The organism is Serinicoccus marinus DSM 15273 (genome assembly GCF_008386315.1).
GTDB lineage: Bacteria > Actinomycetota > Actinomycetes > Actinomycetales > Dermatophilaceae > Ornithinicoccus > Ornithinicoccus marinus.
Genome location: NZ_CP043808.1, coordinates 461,131 through 477,368 on the forward strand (window position 1 = coordinate 461,131; position 16,238 = coordinate 477,368).

The 16,238-nt window shown below is 73.4% G+C and carries 19 protein-coding genes and 1 pseudogene; 11 read left to right on the forward strand and 9 right to left on the reverse strand.

Going from position 1 to position 16,238, the window contains the following annotated elements; translation table 11 throughout:
- From FU792_RS02305 to FU792_RS02340, 8 genes are read left to right on the forward strand one after another with little or no spacing between them, the layout of a single operon-like run.
- Nucleotides 1-474: a MarR family winged helix-turn-helix transcriptional regulator gene (locus tag FU792_RS02305; RefSeq protein ID WP_022925505.1), complete on the forward strand. Its 474-nt coding sequence runs from the start codon at nucleotides 1-3 to the stop codon at nucleotides 472-474.
- Nucleotides 475-524: 50 nt separating this feature from the next.
- The gene (gene hemL, locus FU792_RS02310) at nucleotides 525-1,847 is read left to right on the forward strand and encodes a glutamate-1-semialdehyde 2,1-aminomutase (protein ID WP_022925506.1); all 1,323 of its coding nucleotides are present in this window, start codon (nucleotides 525-527) and stop codon (nucleotides 1,845-1,847) included.
- Nucleotides 1,848-1,891: 44 nt separating this feature from the next.
- On the forward strand, nucleotides 1,892-2,602 hold the full coding sequence (locus tag FU792_RS02315; protein WP_022925507.1) for a histidine phosphatase family protein: 711 nt from the start codon (nucleotides 1,892-1,894) through the stop codon (nucleotides 2,600-2,602).
- Nucleotides 2,599-3,222 carry a TlpA family protein disulfide reductase gene (locus FU792_RS02320; RefSeq protein ID WP_022925508.1) on the forward strand — a complete coding sequence of 208 codons (624 nt, stop codon included), beginning with the start codon at nucleotides 2,599-2,601 and terminating at the stop codon, nucleotides 3,220-3,222. The genes FU792_RS02315 and FU792_RS02320 overlap by 4 nt, the downstream gene beginning before the upstream one ends.
- A complete protein-coding gene (locus FU792_RS02325) occupies nucleotides 3,219-3,998 on the forward strand; it encodes a cytochrome c biogenesis CcdA family protein (protein ID WP_022925509.1) in 780 nt (259 codons plus the stop codon). The genes FU792_RS02320 and FU792_RS02325 overlap by 4 nt, the downstream gene beginning before the upstream one ends.
- Nucleotides 3,999-5,675: a cytochrome c biogenesis protein ResB gene (gene resB, locus FU792_RS02330; RefSeq protein WP_022925510.1), complete on the forward strand. Its 1,677-nt coding sequence runs from the start codon at nucleotides 3,999-4,001 to the stop codon at nucleotides 5,673-5,675.
- On the forward strand, nucleotides 5,672-6,673 hold the full coding sequence (gene ccsB, locus FU792_RS02335; protein ID WP_022925511.1) for a c-type cytochrome biogenesis protein CcsB: 1,002 nt from the start codon (nucleotides 5,672-5,674) through the stop codon (nucleotides 6,671-6,673). The genes resB and ccsB overlap by 4 nt, the downstream gene beginning before the upstream one ends.
- Before the next feature lie 20 nt (nucleotides 6,674-6,693).
- Nucleotides 6,694-6,918 carry a DUF4229 domain-containing protein gene (locus FU792_RS02340; RefSeq protein ID WP_157609208.1) on the forward strand — a complete coding sequence of 75 codons (225 nt, stop codon included), beginning with the start codon at nucleotides 6,694-6,696 and terminating at the stop codon, nucleotides 6,916-6,918.
- A 32-nt stretch (nucleotides 6,919-6,950) separates the two neighbouring features.
- Here FU792_RS02340 and FU792_RS02345 read toward each other — a convergent pair whose 3' ends face one another.
- The 8 genes and pseudogenes from FU792_RS02345 to FU792_RS02375 form a co-directional block, all read right to left on the reverse strand.
- A complete protein-coding gene (locus FU792_RS02345) occupies nucleotides 6,951-7,730 on the reverse strand; it encodes a hypothetical protein (RefSeq protein ID WP_022925513.1) in 780 nt (259 codons plus the stop codon).
- On the reverse strand, nucleotides 7,727-8,122 hold the full coding sequence (locus FU792_RS02350; RefSeq protein ID WP_149814517.1) for a hypothetical protein: 396 nt from the start codon (nucleotides 8,120-8,122) through the stop codon (nucleotides 7,727-7,729). The genes FU792_RS02345 and FU792_RS02350 overlap by 4 nt, the downstream gene beginning before the upstream one ends.
- A gap of 135 nt (nucleotides 8,123-8,257) precedes the next feature.
- A complete protein-coding gene (locus tag FU792_RS02355) occupies nucleotides 8,258-9,130 on the reverse strand; it encodes a 1,4-dihydroxy-2-naphthoate polyprenyltransferase (RefSeq protein ID WP_022925515.1) in 873 nt (290 codons plus the stop codon).
- Between the two features lie 13 nt (nucleotides 9,131-9,143).
- Nucleotides 9,144-9,422 carry a PLDc N-terminal domain-containing protein gene (locus FU792_RS02360; RefSeq protein WP_022925516.1) on the reverse strand — a complete coding sequence of 93 codons (279 nt, stop codon included), beginning with the start codon at nucleotides 9,420-9,422 and terminating at the stop codon, nucleotides 9,144-9,146.
- Between the two features lie 20 nt (nucleotides 9,423-9,442).
- Entirely contained in the window at nucleotides 9,443-9,868 is a 426-nt protein-coding gene (locus FU792_RS02365; protein ID WP_161600185.1) for an AMP-binding enzyme, read from the reverse strand.
- A gap of 179 nt (nucleotides 9,869-10,047) precedes the next feature.
- Nucleotides 10,048-10,575, reverse strand: a pseudogene (locus FU792_RS19085) (AMP-binding protein); the annotation flags it as partial.
- On the reverse strand, nucleotides 10,572-11,180 hold the full coding sequence (locus tag FU792_RS02370; protein WP_022925518.1) for a hypothetical protein: 609 nt from the start codon (nucleotides 11,178-11,180) through the stop codon (nucleotides 10,572-10,574). The gene FU792_RS02370 and the pseudogene FU792_RS19085, both read right to left, overlap by 4 nt.
- Nucleotides 11,181-11,306: 126 nt before the next feature.
- A complete protein-coding gene (locus FU792_RS02375; RefSeq protein WP_022925519.1) occupies nucleotides 11,307-12,245 on the reverse strand; it encodes a 1,4-dihydroxy-2-naphthoyl-CoA synthase in 939 nt (312 codons plus the stop codon).
- A gap of 68 nt (nucleotides 12,246-12,313) precedes the next feature.
- On the opposite strand from FU792_RS02375, the gene FU792_RS02380 reads away from it, so the two are divergent.
- The gene (locus tag FU792_RS02380; protein WP_022925520.1) at nucleotides 12,314-13,159 is read left to right on the forward strand and encodes an NmrA family NAD(P)-binding protein; all 846 of its coding nucleotides are present in this window, start codon (nucleotides 12,314-12,316) and stop codon (nucleotides 13,157-13,159) included.
- An 18-nt stretch (nucleotides 13,160-13,177) separates the two neighbouring features.
- Here FU792_RS02380 and FU792_RS02385 read toward each other — a convergent pair whose 3' ends face one another.
- On the reverse strand, nucleotides 13,178-13,588 hold the full coding sequence (locus FU792_RS02385) for a VOC family protein (RefSeq protein ID WP_022925521.1): 411 nt from the start codon (nucleotides 13,586-13,588) through the stop codon (nucleotides 13,178-13,180).
- Nucleotides 13,589-13,737: 149 nt separating this feature from the next.
- On the opposite strand from FU792_RS02385, the gene FU792_RS02390 reads away from it, so the two are divergent.
- Both FU792_RS02390 and FU792_RS02395 read left to right on the forward strand, forming a co-directional pair.
- The gene (locus tag FU792_RS02390; RefSeq protein ID WP_022925522.1) at nucleotides 13,738-14,748 is read left to right on the forward strand and encodes an o-succinylbenzoate synthase; all 1,011 of its coding nucleotides are present in this window, start codon (nucleotides 13,738-13,740) and stop codon (nucleotides 14,746-14,748) included.
- A gap of 174 nt (nucleotides 14,749-14,922) precedes the next feature.
- Nucleotides 14,923-16,191: an ammonium transporter gene (locus tag FU792_RS02395; protein ID WP_022925523.1), complete on the forward strand. Its 1,269-nt coding sequence runs from the start codon at nucleotides 14,923-14,925 to the stop codon at nucleotides 16,189-16,191.
- Nucleotides 16,192-16,238: the final 47 nt, after the last annotated feature.

A 16,238-nucleotide genomic window follows, 5' to 3' on the forward strand; every position in this document is an offset into this window, starting at 1 on the left:
ATGGTCCGCTGGCTGGACGAGGAGGAGCAGCGCGCGTGGCGGTCGATCCTGCGGGCCTCCCACCTCATCCAGCTCGTCATGGAGGAGGCGCTGGACGAGTACGGCGTCTCCCTCGGGGAGTACGAGCTGCTCAGCATGGTCTCCGAGGCGCCGGGCGAGCGCATCAGGATGGCCGAGCTGGCCCACCTCATCGTCCAGTCCCGCAGCCGCGTCAGCCACACCGCCAACCGGCTGGAGAAGCGTGGCTGGGTGCAGCGCGTCCGCACCCCGCAGGACGGCCGGGGCGTCGTGCTGCAGCTCACCGCGTCCGGGGCGAAGGAGCTCAAGCGGCTGGCGCCGGTGCACCTGGAGAGCGTGCGTCGAGCCCTCCTGGACCACCTGAGCCGGGAGGAGCTGCTCGAGCACGGGGAGGCGCTGCGCCGCGTCGTGCGGGCCCTCCGGCACCGCGACGACGAGGCCCTCGACGCGGTCTGAGGGCAAGGCCCCCGCGCGGACCTCGTGAGCCCCGCACCTACGCTGGTGGCATGAGCACCCAGGCGCCGGCATACCCCGACGACGCACCCGCCTCGGCGCAGCTGCTGGCGCGGGCGCAGCAGGTCATCCCCGGCGGCGTGAACTCGCCGGTGCGGGCCTTCCGGTCGGTGGGCGGCACACCCCGGTTCATGGAGCGGGCGCAGGGGCCGTGGCTGTGGGACGCGGACGGGCGGCGCTACCTCGACCTGGTCTGCTCCTGGGGCCCGATGATCCTGGGGCACGCCCACCCCGAGGTGCGGGAGGCCGCGCTCGAGGCGGCGCAGGGCAGCTTCTCCTTCGGTATGCCCACCGCCCGCGAGATCGCGCTCGCCGAGGAGATCGTGGCCCGCGTGGCACCGGTCGAGCAGGTGCGGCTGGTGAGCTCGGGCACCGAGGCGACGATGAGCGCGATCCGGCTGGCCCGCGGCGCCACCGGGCGGTCGGTCGTCGTGAAGTTCGCCGGCTGCTACCACGGCCACGTCGACGCGCTGCTCGCCGCCGCGGGGTCCGGCGTGGCGACCTTCGGGCTGCCGGACAGCCCCGGGGTGCCCGCCAGCGCCGCCTCCGAGACGATCGTGCTGCCCTACAACGACGTCGCCGCGCTGGAGGCGGCCTTCGCCGAGCGGGGTGAGGAGATCGCCGCGGTCATCACCGAGGCCGCCGCCGGCAACATGGGTGTGGTCCCGCCGGACCCGGGCTTCACCGAGGCGCTGCGCCGGGTGACCCGCGAGCACGGCGCGCTGCTGGTCAGCGACGAGGTGATGACCGGTTTCCGGTGCTCGCGCGGCGGCTGGCTCGGGCTGGAGGGCGTCCCCGAGGGCGGTGCCCCGGACCTCTTCACCTTCGGCAAGGTCATGGGTGGCGGCTTCCCCGCGGCGGCCTTCGGCGGCCGCGCCGACCTCATGGCCCAGCTCGCCCCGGAGGGGCCGGTCTACCAGGCGGGCACCCTGTCGGGGAACCCGGTGGCCGCCGCGGCCGGGCTCGCGACGCTGCGGCGGTGCACCGACGAGGTCTACCAGCGGCTCGACGAGGTGAGCGAGGCGCTCGCCGGCGCGGTCACCGACGCCTTCACGCGCCACGGCATACCCCACCGCATCCAGTGGGCGGGCTCGATGTTCAGCGTGTTCTTCCGGGAGGGCGCGGTCCGCTCCTACGACGACGCGAAGGACCAGGACGCCGAGCGCTTCGGCCGGTTCTTCCACGCGATGCTGCGGCGCGGGGTCCATCTGCCGCCGAGCTGCTTCGAGGCGTGGTTCGTCTCCGCGGCGCACGACGACGAGGCGGTCGAGCACGCGGTGCGCGCGATCGAGGAGAGCGCCGCCGAGGTCGGCTGAGCCGTCCCAGGAGGCGCTCAGCGGTCCGTGGGACACTGGGGCCTATGCCAGGAGCCGACGGACTGCCCCCCGAGGAGGGCACGCCGCGTGCCCTCTACGACGGCACCCCGGTCACGCTGGTGCACGTCGTGCGGCACGGCGAGGTGCACAACCCGCAGCGCGTCCTCTACGGTCGGCTGCCGGGGTACCACCTCTCCGACCTCGGCCAGGAGATGGCGCGGGCCACCGCCGAGCACCTCGCCGGCCGGGACGTCACGCACGTCGTCAGCTCGCCGCTGGAGCGGGCGCGGGAGACCGCCGCGCCGATCGCCGCCGCGCACGGGCTGGAGGTCGCCACCGACCCGCTGCTCATCGAGAGCGGCAACGTCTTCGAGGGCGAGACCATCGACCGGCGCATGCTCGCCGACCCCCGCCACTGGGGGGCCTACGTCAACCCCTTCCGGCCCTCGTGGGGCGAGCCCTACGTCGACATCGCCGACCGGATGCGCCGCGCCCTCGACGCGGTGCGGGAGCAGGCGGCGGGTCGCGAGGCGGTGATGGTCAGCCACCAGCTGCCGATCTGGACGCTGCGGCGGGCGCTGGAGGGGCGGCGGCTGTGGCACCACCCGCGTCGCCGCGAGTGCAGCCTGGCCTCGGTGACCACCGTCCTCTTCCACGGACCGCTGCCGGTGCGGGTGATGTATGCCGAGCCCGCCGCGCACCTGTTCGCGGGCGCCGTGGACGTCACCGGTGAGGCGAGCGAGGTGGCGCCGTGAGGCGGGCCGTCCGGGGTGCCGGTGTCGCCGCGGCCCTGGCGCTGGCGCTGGCCGGGTGCAGCGGCGAGGAAGGCACGAGCATCACCGAGCAGATGCGCCAGGGCGACCAGAAGGGCTATGTCGCCGGGGACGGCACGCTGGAGCAGCTCGGCCCTGACGAGCGCGAGGAGCCCGTGGACCTGGCGGGGACGACCCTCGAGGACGAGCAGTGGAGCCTCGAGCAGCAGCGGGGCAAGGTCGTCGTGGTCAACGTGTGGGGCTCCTGGTGCGGCCCGTGCGTGGCGGAGGTCCCGGACCTCGTCGAGGTCGAGACAGCCTTCGACGAGGCGGGTGAGCCGGTGGAGTTCATCGGGCTCAACTCGCGCGACACCGTGCCCAACGCCCTGGCCTTCCAGCGGAAGTACGACGTCCCCTACCCGTCCCTGCAGGACGACGGCGGCCGCACCCGGGCCCAGCTCGGCAGCCTGGCCGTGGCTACCCCGACCACCCTCGTGCTGGACGGCGAGGGACGCCTCGCGGCGCGGGTGAGCGGCGAGGTCGACGCGTCCACCCTCACCGGCATGGTCGAGGACGTCCTGGCCGACGGCACGGTGGCGGACGGCGGGGGTGCCGGCGGGTGAGCGAGCTGGTCCTCACCGGTCCGCTGCTGCTGGCCGTGGGTGTCGCCGCGCTGGCGGGCGTGATCTCCTTCGCCTCGCCGTGCGTGCTCCCCCTGGTGCCGGGCTTCCTCGGTTATCTCGGGGGCATGACGCCCGGTCGGCCCGCGGTCGCCGGTGGAGCGGTCGGCCGTGGCGGGACGGCCGCGAGCGCGGGCCGCGGGCGGCTGGTGCTCGGCGCGGTGCTCTTCGTGCTCGGCTTCACGGCCGTCTTCCTGCTCATGAGCGTGGCGATCTCCGGGCTCGGGCTGCTGCTCGTCGAGCACCAGGGTCTGCTGCTCCGCGTCGCCGGGGCCGTGGTGATCCTGCTCGGGCTGGTGATGATCTTCCAGCCCGGTGCCGCCTGGCAGGTGCGCTGGCGCCCGGCCGCGGGCCTCGCCGGGGCACCCCTGCTGGGGGTCGCCTTCGGGCTGGGCTTCACCGCCTGCACCGGCCCGGCGCTCGCCGCGATCCAGACGCTCGGCACCTCGATCCTGCCCGGCGACGGACAGCTCGGGCGCGCAGTGGTGCTGGGCACGGCATACAGCCTCGGCCTGGGGCTGCCCTTCGTCCTCGTCGCCGCCGGGCTGGGCTGGGTGAGCCGCGCCTCCCGCTGGCTGCGTGACCACCACCGCGTCGTCCAGCGGACCGGCGGGACGCTGTTGGTGCTGCTCGGCCTGCTCATGGTGACCGGGGTGTGGGCCGGGCTGACCGCCTGGGTCCAGGCGCACCTCGTCAGCGGCTTCGAGACGGTGCTCTAGATGACGACCGACCAGCGGCAGCGGATCGAGCCGAGCTATCCCAAGGACCGGACGGCGCTCGGGGGTCCACGCCTGGGCCCGCTCGGGTGGGCGAGGTGGGTGTGGCGCCAGCTGACGAGCATGCGGACCGCCCTCGTGCTGCTCCTTCTCCTCGCCGTCGCGGCGGTGCCCGGCTCGGTCTTCCCGCAGCGCGGGGTCGACCCGGTGCGGGTGCGGCAGTACTTCGAGGACTCCCCGACCCGCGCGCAGTGGCTCGACCGGCTCGGGATGTTCGAGGTCTACTCCTCGCCGTGGTTCGCCTCGATCTACCTGCTGCTCATGATCAGCCTCATCGGGTGCGTGCTGCCCCGGATGCGCCAGCACGCGCGGTCGCTGCGGGCGCAGCCGCCACGAGCACCGGCCCGGTTGGGCCGGCTGCCGGTGCACCGGGAGGTGGCGCTGCAGGCCGACCCGGAGACGGTCCTGGCCGCGGCCCGGGCGACCCTGGAGCGCCGCCGGTTCCGGCTGCGGCGCGAGGACGACGGTGCGGTGACGGTCTCCGCGGAGAAGGGCTACCTCAAGGAGGCCGGCAACCTGCTCTTCCACATCGCGCTGCTCGGAGTCATCGTCGCGGTCGCGGTGGGGCACCTCTTCGGCTGGCGCGGGGAGATCATCATCAAGGAGGGCGAGTCGTGGACGTCGGGGGCCGGCACCTACGACACCCTCACCCTCGGCCCGCTCGTCGACCAGAGCGACGTCCCGGCCTTCACCGTCCGGCTCGACGACCTCCAGGTGGAGTTCGAGAGCGAGGCGGAGGGGGCGCAGTTCGGCCAGCCCCGCGTCTTCGAGGGGTTCGCCACGATCGAGCAGGACGGGGAGCAACCGCGGCAGCGCGGCTTCGGCGTCAACGACCCGCTCTCGGTCGATGGCACCTCGATGTTCCTCCTCGGCAACGGGTATGCCCCCGTCGTCACCGTCCGGGACCCCGCCGGGGACATCCTCTTCTCCGACGCCGTCACCTTCCTGCCGCAGGACAACACCTACGGCTCGGACGGCGTGATCAAGGTGCCGGCGGCCGACCCCGGGCTGGGCTTCGCCGGCGGCTTCCTGCCGACCATCGACATCAGCGAGCAGGGCATGACCTCCTCCTTCCCCGGCCTCGTGGACCCGGCGCTGGTCCTCACGGCCTACGAGGGCGACCTCTTCCCCGAGGGACGCTCGCAGTCGGTCTTCGCCATCGACACCGAGTCGATGGACCAGCTCACCACCGTGGACGAGGAGAGCGGCGAGGAGCAGCCGTTGCGGCTGCTGCTGCGCCCGGGGGAGACCTACGACCTGCCCGACGGCACGACGCTCGCCTTCGAGGACGTCATCCGCTGGGGCGGCATGCTCGTGCGGCACGACCCCGGCCGGCTGCCCGCCCTGATGTTCGCCGGCGCCGCGCTGGTCGGGCTCGTCCTCATGCTGGGCGTGCGGCGACGGCGCGTCTTCGTGCGGGTTGCCCCCGGGCCCCCTCCCGGCGACGACTACGACGGGACGTCGCGGCATACTGGAGTGAGCATCGCTGCCCTGCCGAAGGGCACCGACCCCGGGCTCGAGGACCTCGTGGAGGACCTCCTGGAGCAGATCACGACCGCCGCCGGCGCCCGGGTGCCGGACCGACCGACCACCGTGGGTGGACGAGAGGACGAGGAATGACGAACGACAGCCTGGCGCAGGCCAGCGACCTCGCGATCTGGGGCGCGGTGGTGGTCCTGGTCCCGGCGATGCTGGCCTTCCTGGTGCACCTGGCCGCCACGGGCGCGGCGGTGCAGCGACGGGTCGAGCGGCGTGCGCCGGTGGCCGTCGGTGCCGGTGGAGCTGACCTCGCGGGCGTCGGCCCGGCCGGGGCCGCACCTGTCGACGGACCCACCGATGCACCGTTGGGCACCGACCGCGGCAGCAGCTCGCGCCGCTGGGGCGTCGTCGGGCTGCAGCTGACCTTTCTCGCGACCTTCCTCACCGTCGCCGGCACCGTGCTGCGCGGGGTGTCGGTGGGCCGGGCGCCGCTGGGCAACATGTACGAGTTCGCGCTCGTCACCGCCAGCTTCGCGCTGGTCATCTACTCCGGGTGGAGCCTGCGCAAGGACCGGCTTTGGCTGGGCGCCTTCGTCACCCTGCCGGTGCTGGTCATCCTCGGCGCGGCCAAGGTGGCGTGGTACACCGAGGCCTCCCAGCTCATGCCGGCGCTCAACAGCATCTGGCTGATCATCCACGTGACCATCGCCATCCTGGCCACCGCGCTGTTCACGATCGGGGCGGCGCTCGCGGTGGCCTACCTGCTGCGCGACCGCGCCGAGACCGTGGGGCGCGTGCGCGGATGGATCGCGGCGCTGCCCGAGGCGGGGCGGCTGGAGCGGATCACCTACGGCATCCACATCGTGGCCTTCCCGCTGTGGACCTTCACCCTCATCGCCGGCGCCATCTGGGCCGAGCAGGCCTGGGGGCGCTATTGGGGCTGGGACCCCAAGGAGGTGTGGACCTTCATCATCTGGGTGGTCTACGCCGCCTACCTGCACGCCCGCGCCACGAGCAGCTGGAGCACCCGCCGGGCCACGTGGGTGGCGCTGCTCGGCTTCGGCTGCGTGATCTTCAACTACGTCGGCGTCAACCTGCTCATGACCGGCCTGCACTCCTACTCCGGGGTGGCGACGTGATCGCGGCGCGCTACTCAGTGATGCGTGTGCTGATCTTCGTCGGCTTCTTCGCGTTCTTCCGGCTGCTGCGGCTCGAGGTCATCTGGGCGGCCGTCGCGGCGGCGCTGGTTTCGATGGTCGTGTCCTACTTCCTCTTGGCGCCGGACCGGCAGCGGCTCGCGGCCGGCCTGGAGCGCCGGGTCGGTGACCGCGTCGCGCGGCGCCGGGCCAAGGTCGACGCCGAGCGGGTTGACGAGGAGGAGTGAGCGCGTGAGCAGAGGGGCGAGGCTGACTGCCCTCACGGGCCGGTCGTGCCGTCCGTCGAGGCTCGGTAGGGGAGTGGGTGGGCCGAGTCCTGGTCGGGGTTCCAGCTCAGGACGACGGCGCGGCTCGCGGCCGCGTCCGCGAGCCCTCGCGCCGGATAGCCCTCAGCGACCATGGCGTCCTCGATCGCCCTGGCCAGGCGCACCGGGTCGGGGGTCCCGAGCAACCAATTGACGAAGATCGTGGACCGGGCGCGGGCACCAGGTGCCACCGGGTCGGTGACCCCGAGCAGACCCGGTATGCCGACCCACCCGCCGTGCGCGCTGTCGATGCCGTTGACGCTCAGCGCTCGGGTCACGAGCAGGCCGGTGCGGAAGTGCGGTGAGGAGGCGGGGGTGTCGTGCCGACGCCCCAGCAGGCCCGCACGCTCCACGACCCGCACCCGGCCCGGGTCGACCGTCGACCAGGGGACGATGTCACGGGTGCGGCCACGCCACCCGAGCAGCAACCCCTTCTCGCAGACCCGGTGTCGGTCCACGGCACCCGCGATGACGAGCACGAGTCCGCTGGCCCCGATGCAGATGAGGAGGGTCACGGTCAGCCCCCAGCCCACCTCGCCCGGGATCAGCAGGGGAAGGAGGGAGAGCAGCATCAGGCCGAGCAGGAACAACCACATCCGCGCCCCGGGCCACGGGCGGAAGGTCTGCCGCACCGCACCCATGTCCTCGGCGTCCAGGTCGGCCAGAGCGAGCAGCTGATCCACCTGGACCGGGTCGTCGGGGTCGGTGATGCGGAAGAAGGGCCGCTCGGTCACGGTGCTCCCAGGACTCTGGCCCAGTGCTGCTCCACCTCGTCGGCGCCGACACCGCGATAGCTCACCTCGTCGCGCTCCTGAGGGCTGGTCAAGAGGTACGACGCCTGAGCACCGGTGTAGACCCCCGAGTAGCTCCGGACGGCTTCCTCGGCGATGTCGATGCGGGTGATCGTGACAGCCACGGCGCACGCCACCACCGGCTCCAGCTCCGCAGGGTGCTGCGCGAGGGCCTCGCGGGTCAGCGTGAGGTCGAAGGATGGTGCGGGTACCTGCTGGGCGCGGCGAGCGCGCTCTCGGCAGCGGCCCCCGACCAGCCCGGAGCCTGCGGCACCCGCAGCACGGCCACCGACCCTCGCGATGGCGACGGCATCGGCGGCCAGGTCGCTCGACAACGTCGTCAGTCTGCTGGACGCCTGGCGCATCTGAGCCGGATGGCCCCCTGCGACTCCCACGGTAAGTCGCCTCCCCCGTGTCGTGATCACCCAGCCTAGTTGTCGCCTCCGCGGGCTGGTGAGGCGACCTCCCCTTCAGGAGAGCGCGAGACCCAGGGCGAGGGCGACGGCATACCCGAGCTGCAGCAGACCGGTCTGCACCAGAGCCGGCAGCAGGGCGGGGCCGTAGGCGTCGCTGGTGACCAGCCGGGTGGGGCGCCAGGCGAGCGGTGCCGCGAGCAGCCCCAGCAGCGCCCAGGGGTGCGCGATCGCCGCCAGCCCGACCGCGAGGAAGGCACCGACGACGAGCCCGAGGTAGAGCCGGCGGGTGCGGCGGAAACCCATCCGGACCGCGAGCGTGCGCTTGCCCGCGGCCCGGTCGCCCTCCAGGTCCCGCAGGTTGTTGGTGACCAGGATCGCGCTGGCGAGGAAACCGCAGCCGAGCGCCCCGCCGAGCGCCCCGAGGTCGAGCGTCTGGGCCTGGGTCCACGTGGTGCCGAGCACGGCGACGAGGCCGAAGAAGACGAAGACCATGACCTCGCCCCAGCCGCGGTAGCCGTAGGGGTTGTCGCCGCCGGTGTAGTGCCACGCCGCCCACAGGCAGGCCAGCCCCAACGCGAGCAGCAGCCAGGCGCCGGACAGCGCGACCAGGGCGAAGCCGGCCAGGCCCGCGCCGAAGAAGGCGGCGAAGGCGGCGGTCCGGACGTTGGCCGGCTCCGCGAGCCGCTGCCCGACGAGCCGGACCGGCCCGACCCGCTCCTCGTCGGTGCCACGGATGCCGTCGGAGTAGTCGTTGGCGTAGTTGACGCCGACCTGGAAGCCGAGGGCCACGCAGAGGGCGAGCACGGCATACCCCAGGTCGGCGCTGCCGAGGGCGTGCGCCGCGGCCGTGCCGACGAGCACGGGAGCGACGGCGGCGGGGAGCGTGCGCGGTCGCGCCCCCTCGATCCACTGGGCGAGGGATGCCATGTGGGTATGCCCCTTAGAGGTCTCGCAGGAAGTCGGGGTCGTCGTCCGGTCCCAGCGGGCCGCGCCCCGGGCCGCCCTGGCCGCGGCGCCCGCCGAGCAGGATGTCCAGGATGCTGCGGGGACGGCCCGCCACGAGCCAGGCGATCCCGCCGGCGACCGGGAAGATCAGGCAGATGATCACCCAGAACGGCTTGGGCAGACCGCGCACCTGGTGCTCGTCGGTCTGGACCGCGTCGACGACGCAGAAGACGGTGAACGCCAGCAGCGCCACAGCGAGGGCCACGCGGAGCATGTCTCAGCCGTCCTTCCTGGTCACGATGGGTGAGATGCCATTCTGCCACCGTCGGTGAGCAGCCGCCGTGCCGCCGCGCGGTCCGGCTTGCCGGTCGCGAGCAGCGGGATCTCCCCGACGACCGCGATCTGCTGCGGCAGGGCGTGCGGGGGGAGGTGACCCCGCTCCCGCAACGCCTGCCGCAGCGGCTCGGTCGCGGTCGTGACCTCCGACCGGACTCCCCGTGCGTCCCGCGCCAGGGCCACCAGAGCGGCCACGCGCTCGCCCCACTCCTCGTCGGGCAGCCCGAGGACCAGGGCGTCCAGCACCTCCGGCAACGCCCGCAGCGCGGTCTCGACGTCGCGCGGCTCGACCTTGTGCCCCCGGTGACGACGACGTCGTCGACGCGGCCCAGCACGGTGAGGTGCCCGTTCCGGTATGCCCCGCGGTCGTCGGTCACGAACCACCGCCCGGTCGCGTCGGAGACGAAACGCTCCTGCGTGAGCACCGGGTCCTCGGGGTAGCCGTCGGCCAGGATCGGGCCGCCCAGCCGGATCCGGCCCTCGCCGTCCACGTCGACCTGGACCCCCGGCAGCGGCGTCCCGTCGTAGACGCAGCCGCCGCAGGTCTCGGACATGCCGTAGGTCGTCACCACCCGGACACCGGCGTCACGGGCGGCGTCGAGAAGCCCGGGATCGCTTGCGGCCCCCCCGACCAGCACGGCGTCCAGCTGCCGGAGGGCCCGGGCCCCTCGCTCCGCCGCGAGGGTGCGGCGCAGCTGGGTGGGGACGAGCGAGGCATACCGGCGCGTCGACGGTTCCATGCGAGCGACGGCCTCGGCGATCGCGTCGGCGGTGAAGGGCGCGGCCGGGTGCAGCTCGACCGGCTCGGTGCCCGCCAGGGCGGAGCGGGCGAGGACCTGCAGACCGGCGACGTGCGCGGTGGGCAGCGCGAGCAGCCACTGCCCGTGCCCACCGAGGACCTGCGCGGTCGCCTCGCCGGACGCGCGGAGCGCCGCCGCACCCAGCCGGACCCGCTTGGGCGAGCCGCTGGACCCGGAGGTCTCGACGACCACCGCGTCCGGCCCACCGGGGCCGACCAGGTCCCGCAGTGGTCCACCGAGCGCGGACCAGTCGGCTCCTGCGGCGATCGTCAGGGCCGGGCGGTCCGTCACGGTGTCGCGAGGAAGCGGTCCACGTCGACGAACCAGTCGCCGTCGATCTTGACCAGGGTGATGGTCGACCCGCCCATCGACTCGGCGAAGAGCTCGCTGTAGTTGTCCTGGTCGATGACCGCGGTGTCGCCGTCGACCGCGGCACCGGTGATCTGCATCGCCTCGAGGATGCCGCGGCCCTCCTCGCCCAGGCCCTGCGCCTCGACGGCCGCCGACATCGTCTCCGGCAGCTGCGCCTCGCACAGCTCGAGGTCCTCCGGGGCGTCCCGCATCGGCACCGTGGGGTCGCTGAAGGAGAGCATCAGGTCGCAGGTGGCCGGGTCGGCGTCCACCAGCCCGAGCAGGAACTCCTTGGCCCGGTCCGCGGCCGCCTGGCCGTCCTCCCCGCCCTCGGCGCCGTCCGAGGGGGTCTCGCTGGTCACCGCGGCGTCGTCCGGGGCGGCGCTGGCCGCGGCATCGTCCCCGCCGCTGGTCACTGCGGCGTCGTCACCGCCGGCGGGTGCCTGCGAGGCCTCCGCGGTGGGCTCGATCACCTCGGGCCCGGAGTCGCAGGCTGCCAGCAGCAGGGCGGGCGCCGCCAGCAGGGGCGTGAGTGGGCGTCGCATCCCGGTGTCCTCCCTGGTCGCAGCGGTGACGGGCGCGCTCAGTCTCTCACGCGCTCACGCTGCGCACCGGGCGGACGGACGCGGGGCGGCGGTCGGCCTAGACCTGGGAGGGCCTGGGTGGTGGGCTCAGAAGTACCAGGGGTAGGGGCCCCAGTCCGGTGCCCGCTTGTCCAGGAAGGCGTCGCGGCCCTCGACCGCCTCGTCGGTCATGTAGGCCAACCGGGTCGCCTCGCCGGCGAAGACCTGCTGCCCCATGAGCCCGTCGTCGGCAAGGTTGAAGGCGAACTTCAGCATCCGCTGCGCCGTGGGGCTCTTGCCGAGGATCTCCCGGGCGGCCTGGACCGCCTCGGCCTCCAGCTCGGCGTGGTCGGCGACGAGGTTGACCGCGCCCATGCGCTGCATCTGCTCGGCGTCGTAGGTGCGCCCGAGGAAGAAGATCTCGCGGGCGTGCTTCTGGCCCACCATCGCGGCGAGGTAGGCCGAGCCGTAGCCGGCGTCGAAGCTTCCGACGTCGGCGTCGGTCTGCTTGAAGCGGGCGTGCTCGCGGGAGGCGATCGTGAGGTCGCAGACCACGTGCAGGCTGTGCCCGCCGCCGGCCGCCCAGCCGCCCACCACCGCGATCACGACCTTGGGCATCGTGCGGATGAGGCGCTGGACCTCGAGGATATGCAGGCGGCCACCCTCGGCCTTGACCCGCGCGGCGTCGACGCTGTCCGCGGTCTCGGCGTCGGCATACTGGTAGCCGCTGCGGCCGCGTATGCGCTGGTCGCCGCCGGAGCAGAAGGCCCAGCCGCCGTCCTTGGGAGAGGGGCCGTTGCCGGTGAGCAGCACGACGCCCACGTCCGGGGTCATCCGGGCGTGGTCGAGAGCGCGGTAGAGCTCGTCGACGGTGTGCGGGCGGAAGGCGTTGCGCACCTCCGGGCGGTCGAAGGCGATCCGCACGCAGCCCAGCTCGGCGTGCCGGTGGTAGGTGATGTCGGTCAGCTCGAAACCCTCGACCGGCTTCCAGGCGGCGGGGTCGAAGGGGCTGCTCGGGGCGTGGCGCGGGTCGGCGTTCTCGGTCACGGCGTCACTGTAACGAGCAGGGGTGAGCGCTCCTATCCTGGAGGCCGACCTCACGGAGGGAGACGTCGGTGATCCTCGTGACCGGCTCGACCGGGACCGTCGGCTCGGTGGTGGCCCAGGAGCTGAGCAGGGTGGGCGCGCCGCACCTGCGCGCCACCAGGCGGCCGGTCGGCGGCGACCAGCAGCAGGTCCGCCTCGACCTCCTCGACCCGCAGACCTGGTCGGTGATGGGCGAGGTGGACTCGATGTTCCTCGTGCGGCCCCCTGCCCTGGGCAACGTGCGGCGGGACCTGCTGCCCGCCCTTGCGGCGGCACGTGACCTGGGTGTCGGGCACGTGGTCTTCCTCTCGCTCCAGGGAGCCGACCGCCTCCGGGTCGTGCCGCACGCCGCGGTGGAGAGCTGGCTGCGGGCGTCGGGCATGGCGTGGACCTTCGTGCGGGCCTCCTTCTTCGACCAGAACCTCACGACGACGCACGTGAGCGACATCCGGGACCGGGACGAGATCGTGGTGCCGGCCGGAGCGGGTCGGACGGCGTTCGTCGATGCCGTCGACGTCGGCAGGGTGGCGGCCGCGGCGCTGCTGGACGCGCCGGTCCACCGGGGTCGGGCCTGGACGGTGACCGGGCCGGAGGCGCTCAGCTACGACGAGGTGGCCGACGTGCTCAGCACCGTGCTCGACAGGAGGGTGCGGTATGCCCGACCGGGCCTGCCGCGCTACCTCCGGCATGCGACGCGCACCCTGCGGATGCCGCCCGGCATGGCCGCCGTCACCGCGGCGATCTACACGACCGCACGGCTCGGCCTCGCGGACGGGTTGAGCGACGACGTGCAGCGGGTGCTGGGTGAGCCGCCCGCCTCCTTCGCGGAGTTCGCCCGGCGGGAGCAGCCCCTATGGTCGCGGCGCGGTGGCTGACCGCGGGGCGAGGAAGGATCAACCGTCGCGCGAGGAGAGCACGCAGAACTCGTTGCCCTCCGGGTCCGCCAGCACGGTGAAGGTGCCGGTCTCGGTCTGACCGACGTCGACGTGGGTGGCGCCCAGGTCGAGCAGCCGCCGCACCTCGGTGTCCCGGTCCTGGCTGGTGTGCGGGGCGAGGTCGAGGTGCAGCCGGTTCTTGACCTCCTTGCCCTCGGGCACCGGCACGAAGACGAGCCCCTGGCCGCGCCGCATCCAGGCGTCGAGGTCGCTCTCGTGCTCGGGCCCCTCCAGCGCGAAGCGGGGGACCGCGACCGCCTCCTCCGGGGTGTCGTCGACGACGGTCCAGTCCAGCGCCTCCACCCACCAGCGGGCCTGGGCCTGCGGGTCCCGGCAGTCGACGACGACGGTGTACCACGTGAGTGCCATGTCCGCCATCCTGCCCCGGCCCGCCCGGATCCGGAAGCGACCACGGCCTGGCATGACCTCCATCGCCGAACTTCCCGATGAGGCTTGTGCTACACCGTGGTCGGTCCCGCAGGGGGAGGGTCGCGCAGGGACGATCTAGGCTCGTCACGATGGATCCCGCGACCCCCCGACCCGACGTGGAGGAGCTGCTGGCCGCCGCGCACGTCGTGCGGCTGCCGATGCGGGTGCGCTTCCGCGGGGTGACCGCGCGCGAGGCGGTGCTGCTGCGCGGCCCGGCCGGCTGGGCCGAGTGGGCCCCCTTCGTCGAGTATGCCGACCCCGACGCCGCGCGCTGGCTCGCCGCTGCGGTCGAGGCCGGGTGGGGCGAGCTGCCCCCGCCGGTGCGTGACGGGGTCGGCGTCAACGCCACCGTCCCTGCCCTGCCGGCCGCCGAGGTGGAGGGCCTGCTCGCCCGGGTGGACGCCCGCCGGACCGCGAAGGTCAAGGTGGCTGAGGCCGGCCAGGGTCTCCTCGACGACGTCGAGCGGGTCACCGAGGTGCGTCGGCTGCTCGGGCCGCAGGCCCGGATCCGGGTCGACGCCAACGGCGGCTGGTCGGTGGAGGAGGCGACCACGGCGCTCGCCAGGCTCGCGCCGCTGGACCTGGAGTATGCCGAGCAGCCCTGCGCCACCGTCGAGGAGCTGGCCGAGCTCCGGCGGACCCTGGCGCGCCACGCCATCGACGTGCCCGTCGCCGCGGACGAGTCCATCCGCCGCGCCGAGGACCCGCTGCGCGTGGCGCGGCTGGACGCGGCCGACCTCGTCGTGGTCAAGGTCGCACCGTTGGGCGGCATCGCCCGTGCCCTCGACGTCATCGAGCGGTGCGGGCTGCCGGCCGTGGTCTCCTCGGCGCTGGACACCTCGGTGGGCCTGTCGCTCGGGGTGCGGCTCGCCGCAGCCCTGCCGACCCTCCAGCACGACTGCGGGCTGGGCACGGCGACCCTGCTCGACGCCGACGTCGTGGCCGAGCCGCTGGCGCCGAAGGCCGGCCGGCTGACGCTCCAGCGCGCCGAGGCGGCCCGGGACTTGGTCGACCCGGCCGCGCTCGCGGCACACCGACCGGAGCCGGAGCGTGAGACCTGGTGGCGCGACCGCCTCACCCGCGCCCACGCGCTCCTGTGACCGCGCTGAAAGATTTACGCGACGGAAACATCGGTAACGCACCTTTTACACCGATGCGCCTGCTCCCGAAACATCCCCGGTCTTGACTGGTGCGCACGGCGAGCGGACTCCCACCCCCGACAGACGTGACGCGGGGAGCCCGAGCGCACCACCACTCACTGGAGGCACGCAACGATGGAACTCTCGACCAGCGACGTCTGGGTCATGGTCTCGGCGGCGCTCGTGCTGCTGATGACGCCGGGCCTGGCGTTCTTCTACGGCGGTATGGCGCGAGCCAAGGCCTCGACGAACATGATCATGATGAGCTTCGTCTCGATCGGTCTCGTCGGTGTGGTCTGGGTCCTCTGGGGCTACGGCATGTCGGCCGCCCCGCCGCTGCTCGGCGGTCTCGTCGGCAACCCGGCCGCGGACTTCGGGCTCGCGAACCACGTCGGCACCGCTGACATGATCGGCATCGGCTTCGGCGCGACCTTCGCGATCATCACCGTGGCCCTCATCTCCGGTGCGGTCGCCGACCGCACCCGCTTCGGCTCCTGGTCGGTCTTCGTGCCGATCTGGGTCACCCTGGTCTACTGCCCGCTGGCCTTCATGGTGTGGGGCGGTGGCCTGCTCTCCGCCGACGGCGCGATCGGCGCCACCTTCGGCGAGGCGATCGACTTCGCCGGCGGCACCGTGGTCCACATCAACGCGGGCCTGGCGGCCCTGGTGCTGGTCTACATCATCGGCTCCCGCAGCGACTTCGGCCCCAAGGGCTTCCACAAGCCGCACAACATCCCCCTGATGATGCTCGGCGCCGCCCTGCTGTGGTTCGGCTGGTTCGGCTTCAACGGTGGCGCCGCGGGCACCGCCGAGGAGGCCGGCCTGATCTGGGTCAACACCATGGTCGCCCCGGCCGCCGCGATGCTGGCCTGGCTGATCACCGAGCGCGTCCGCGACGGCCACGCCACCTCCCTGGGCGCCGCCTCCGGCGTCGTCGCCGGTCTGGTCGCGATCACCCCGGCCTGCGCCAACGTCTCGGCCCTCGGCGCGATCCTCATCGGCGTCCTCGCCGGTGTCGCCTCGGCGCTCGCGGTGGGTCTGAAGTACAGGTTCGGGTATGACGACGCCCTCGACGTCGTCGGTGTCCACCTGGTCTCGGGCATCGTCGGGACCGTCATGATCGGCTTCCTGGCGCTGCCGGTCGACGGCGAGGGCGGTGGCCTCTTCTACGGCGGCGGCGCCGGGCAGCTGGCGGCCCAGGTCGTCGCCACCCTCTTCACCCTGGTCTACACCGGCGTGATGACGGCCCTCATCGGCCTGGCGATCGCCAGGACCATCGGCTTCCGCGTCAGCGCCGAGGACGAGGCCCGCGGGGTCGACCTGTCCGAGCACAGCGAGTCCGCCTACGCCTTCGGTGATGAGGAAGCCTCCTACGACCCCATCGCCGAGGAGGCCCGCGCCTAGTCGCTCGGGGCGACGCGCGAGCCAGCACGACAGCGGGGCACCCTCGG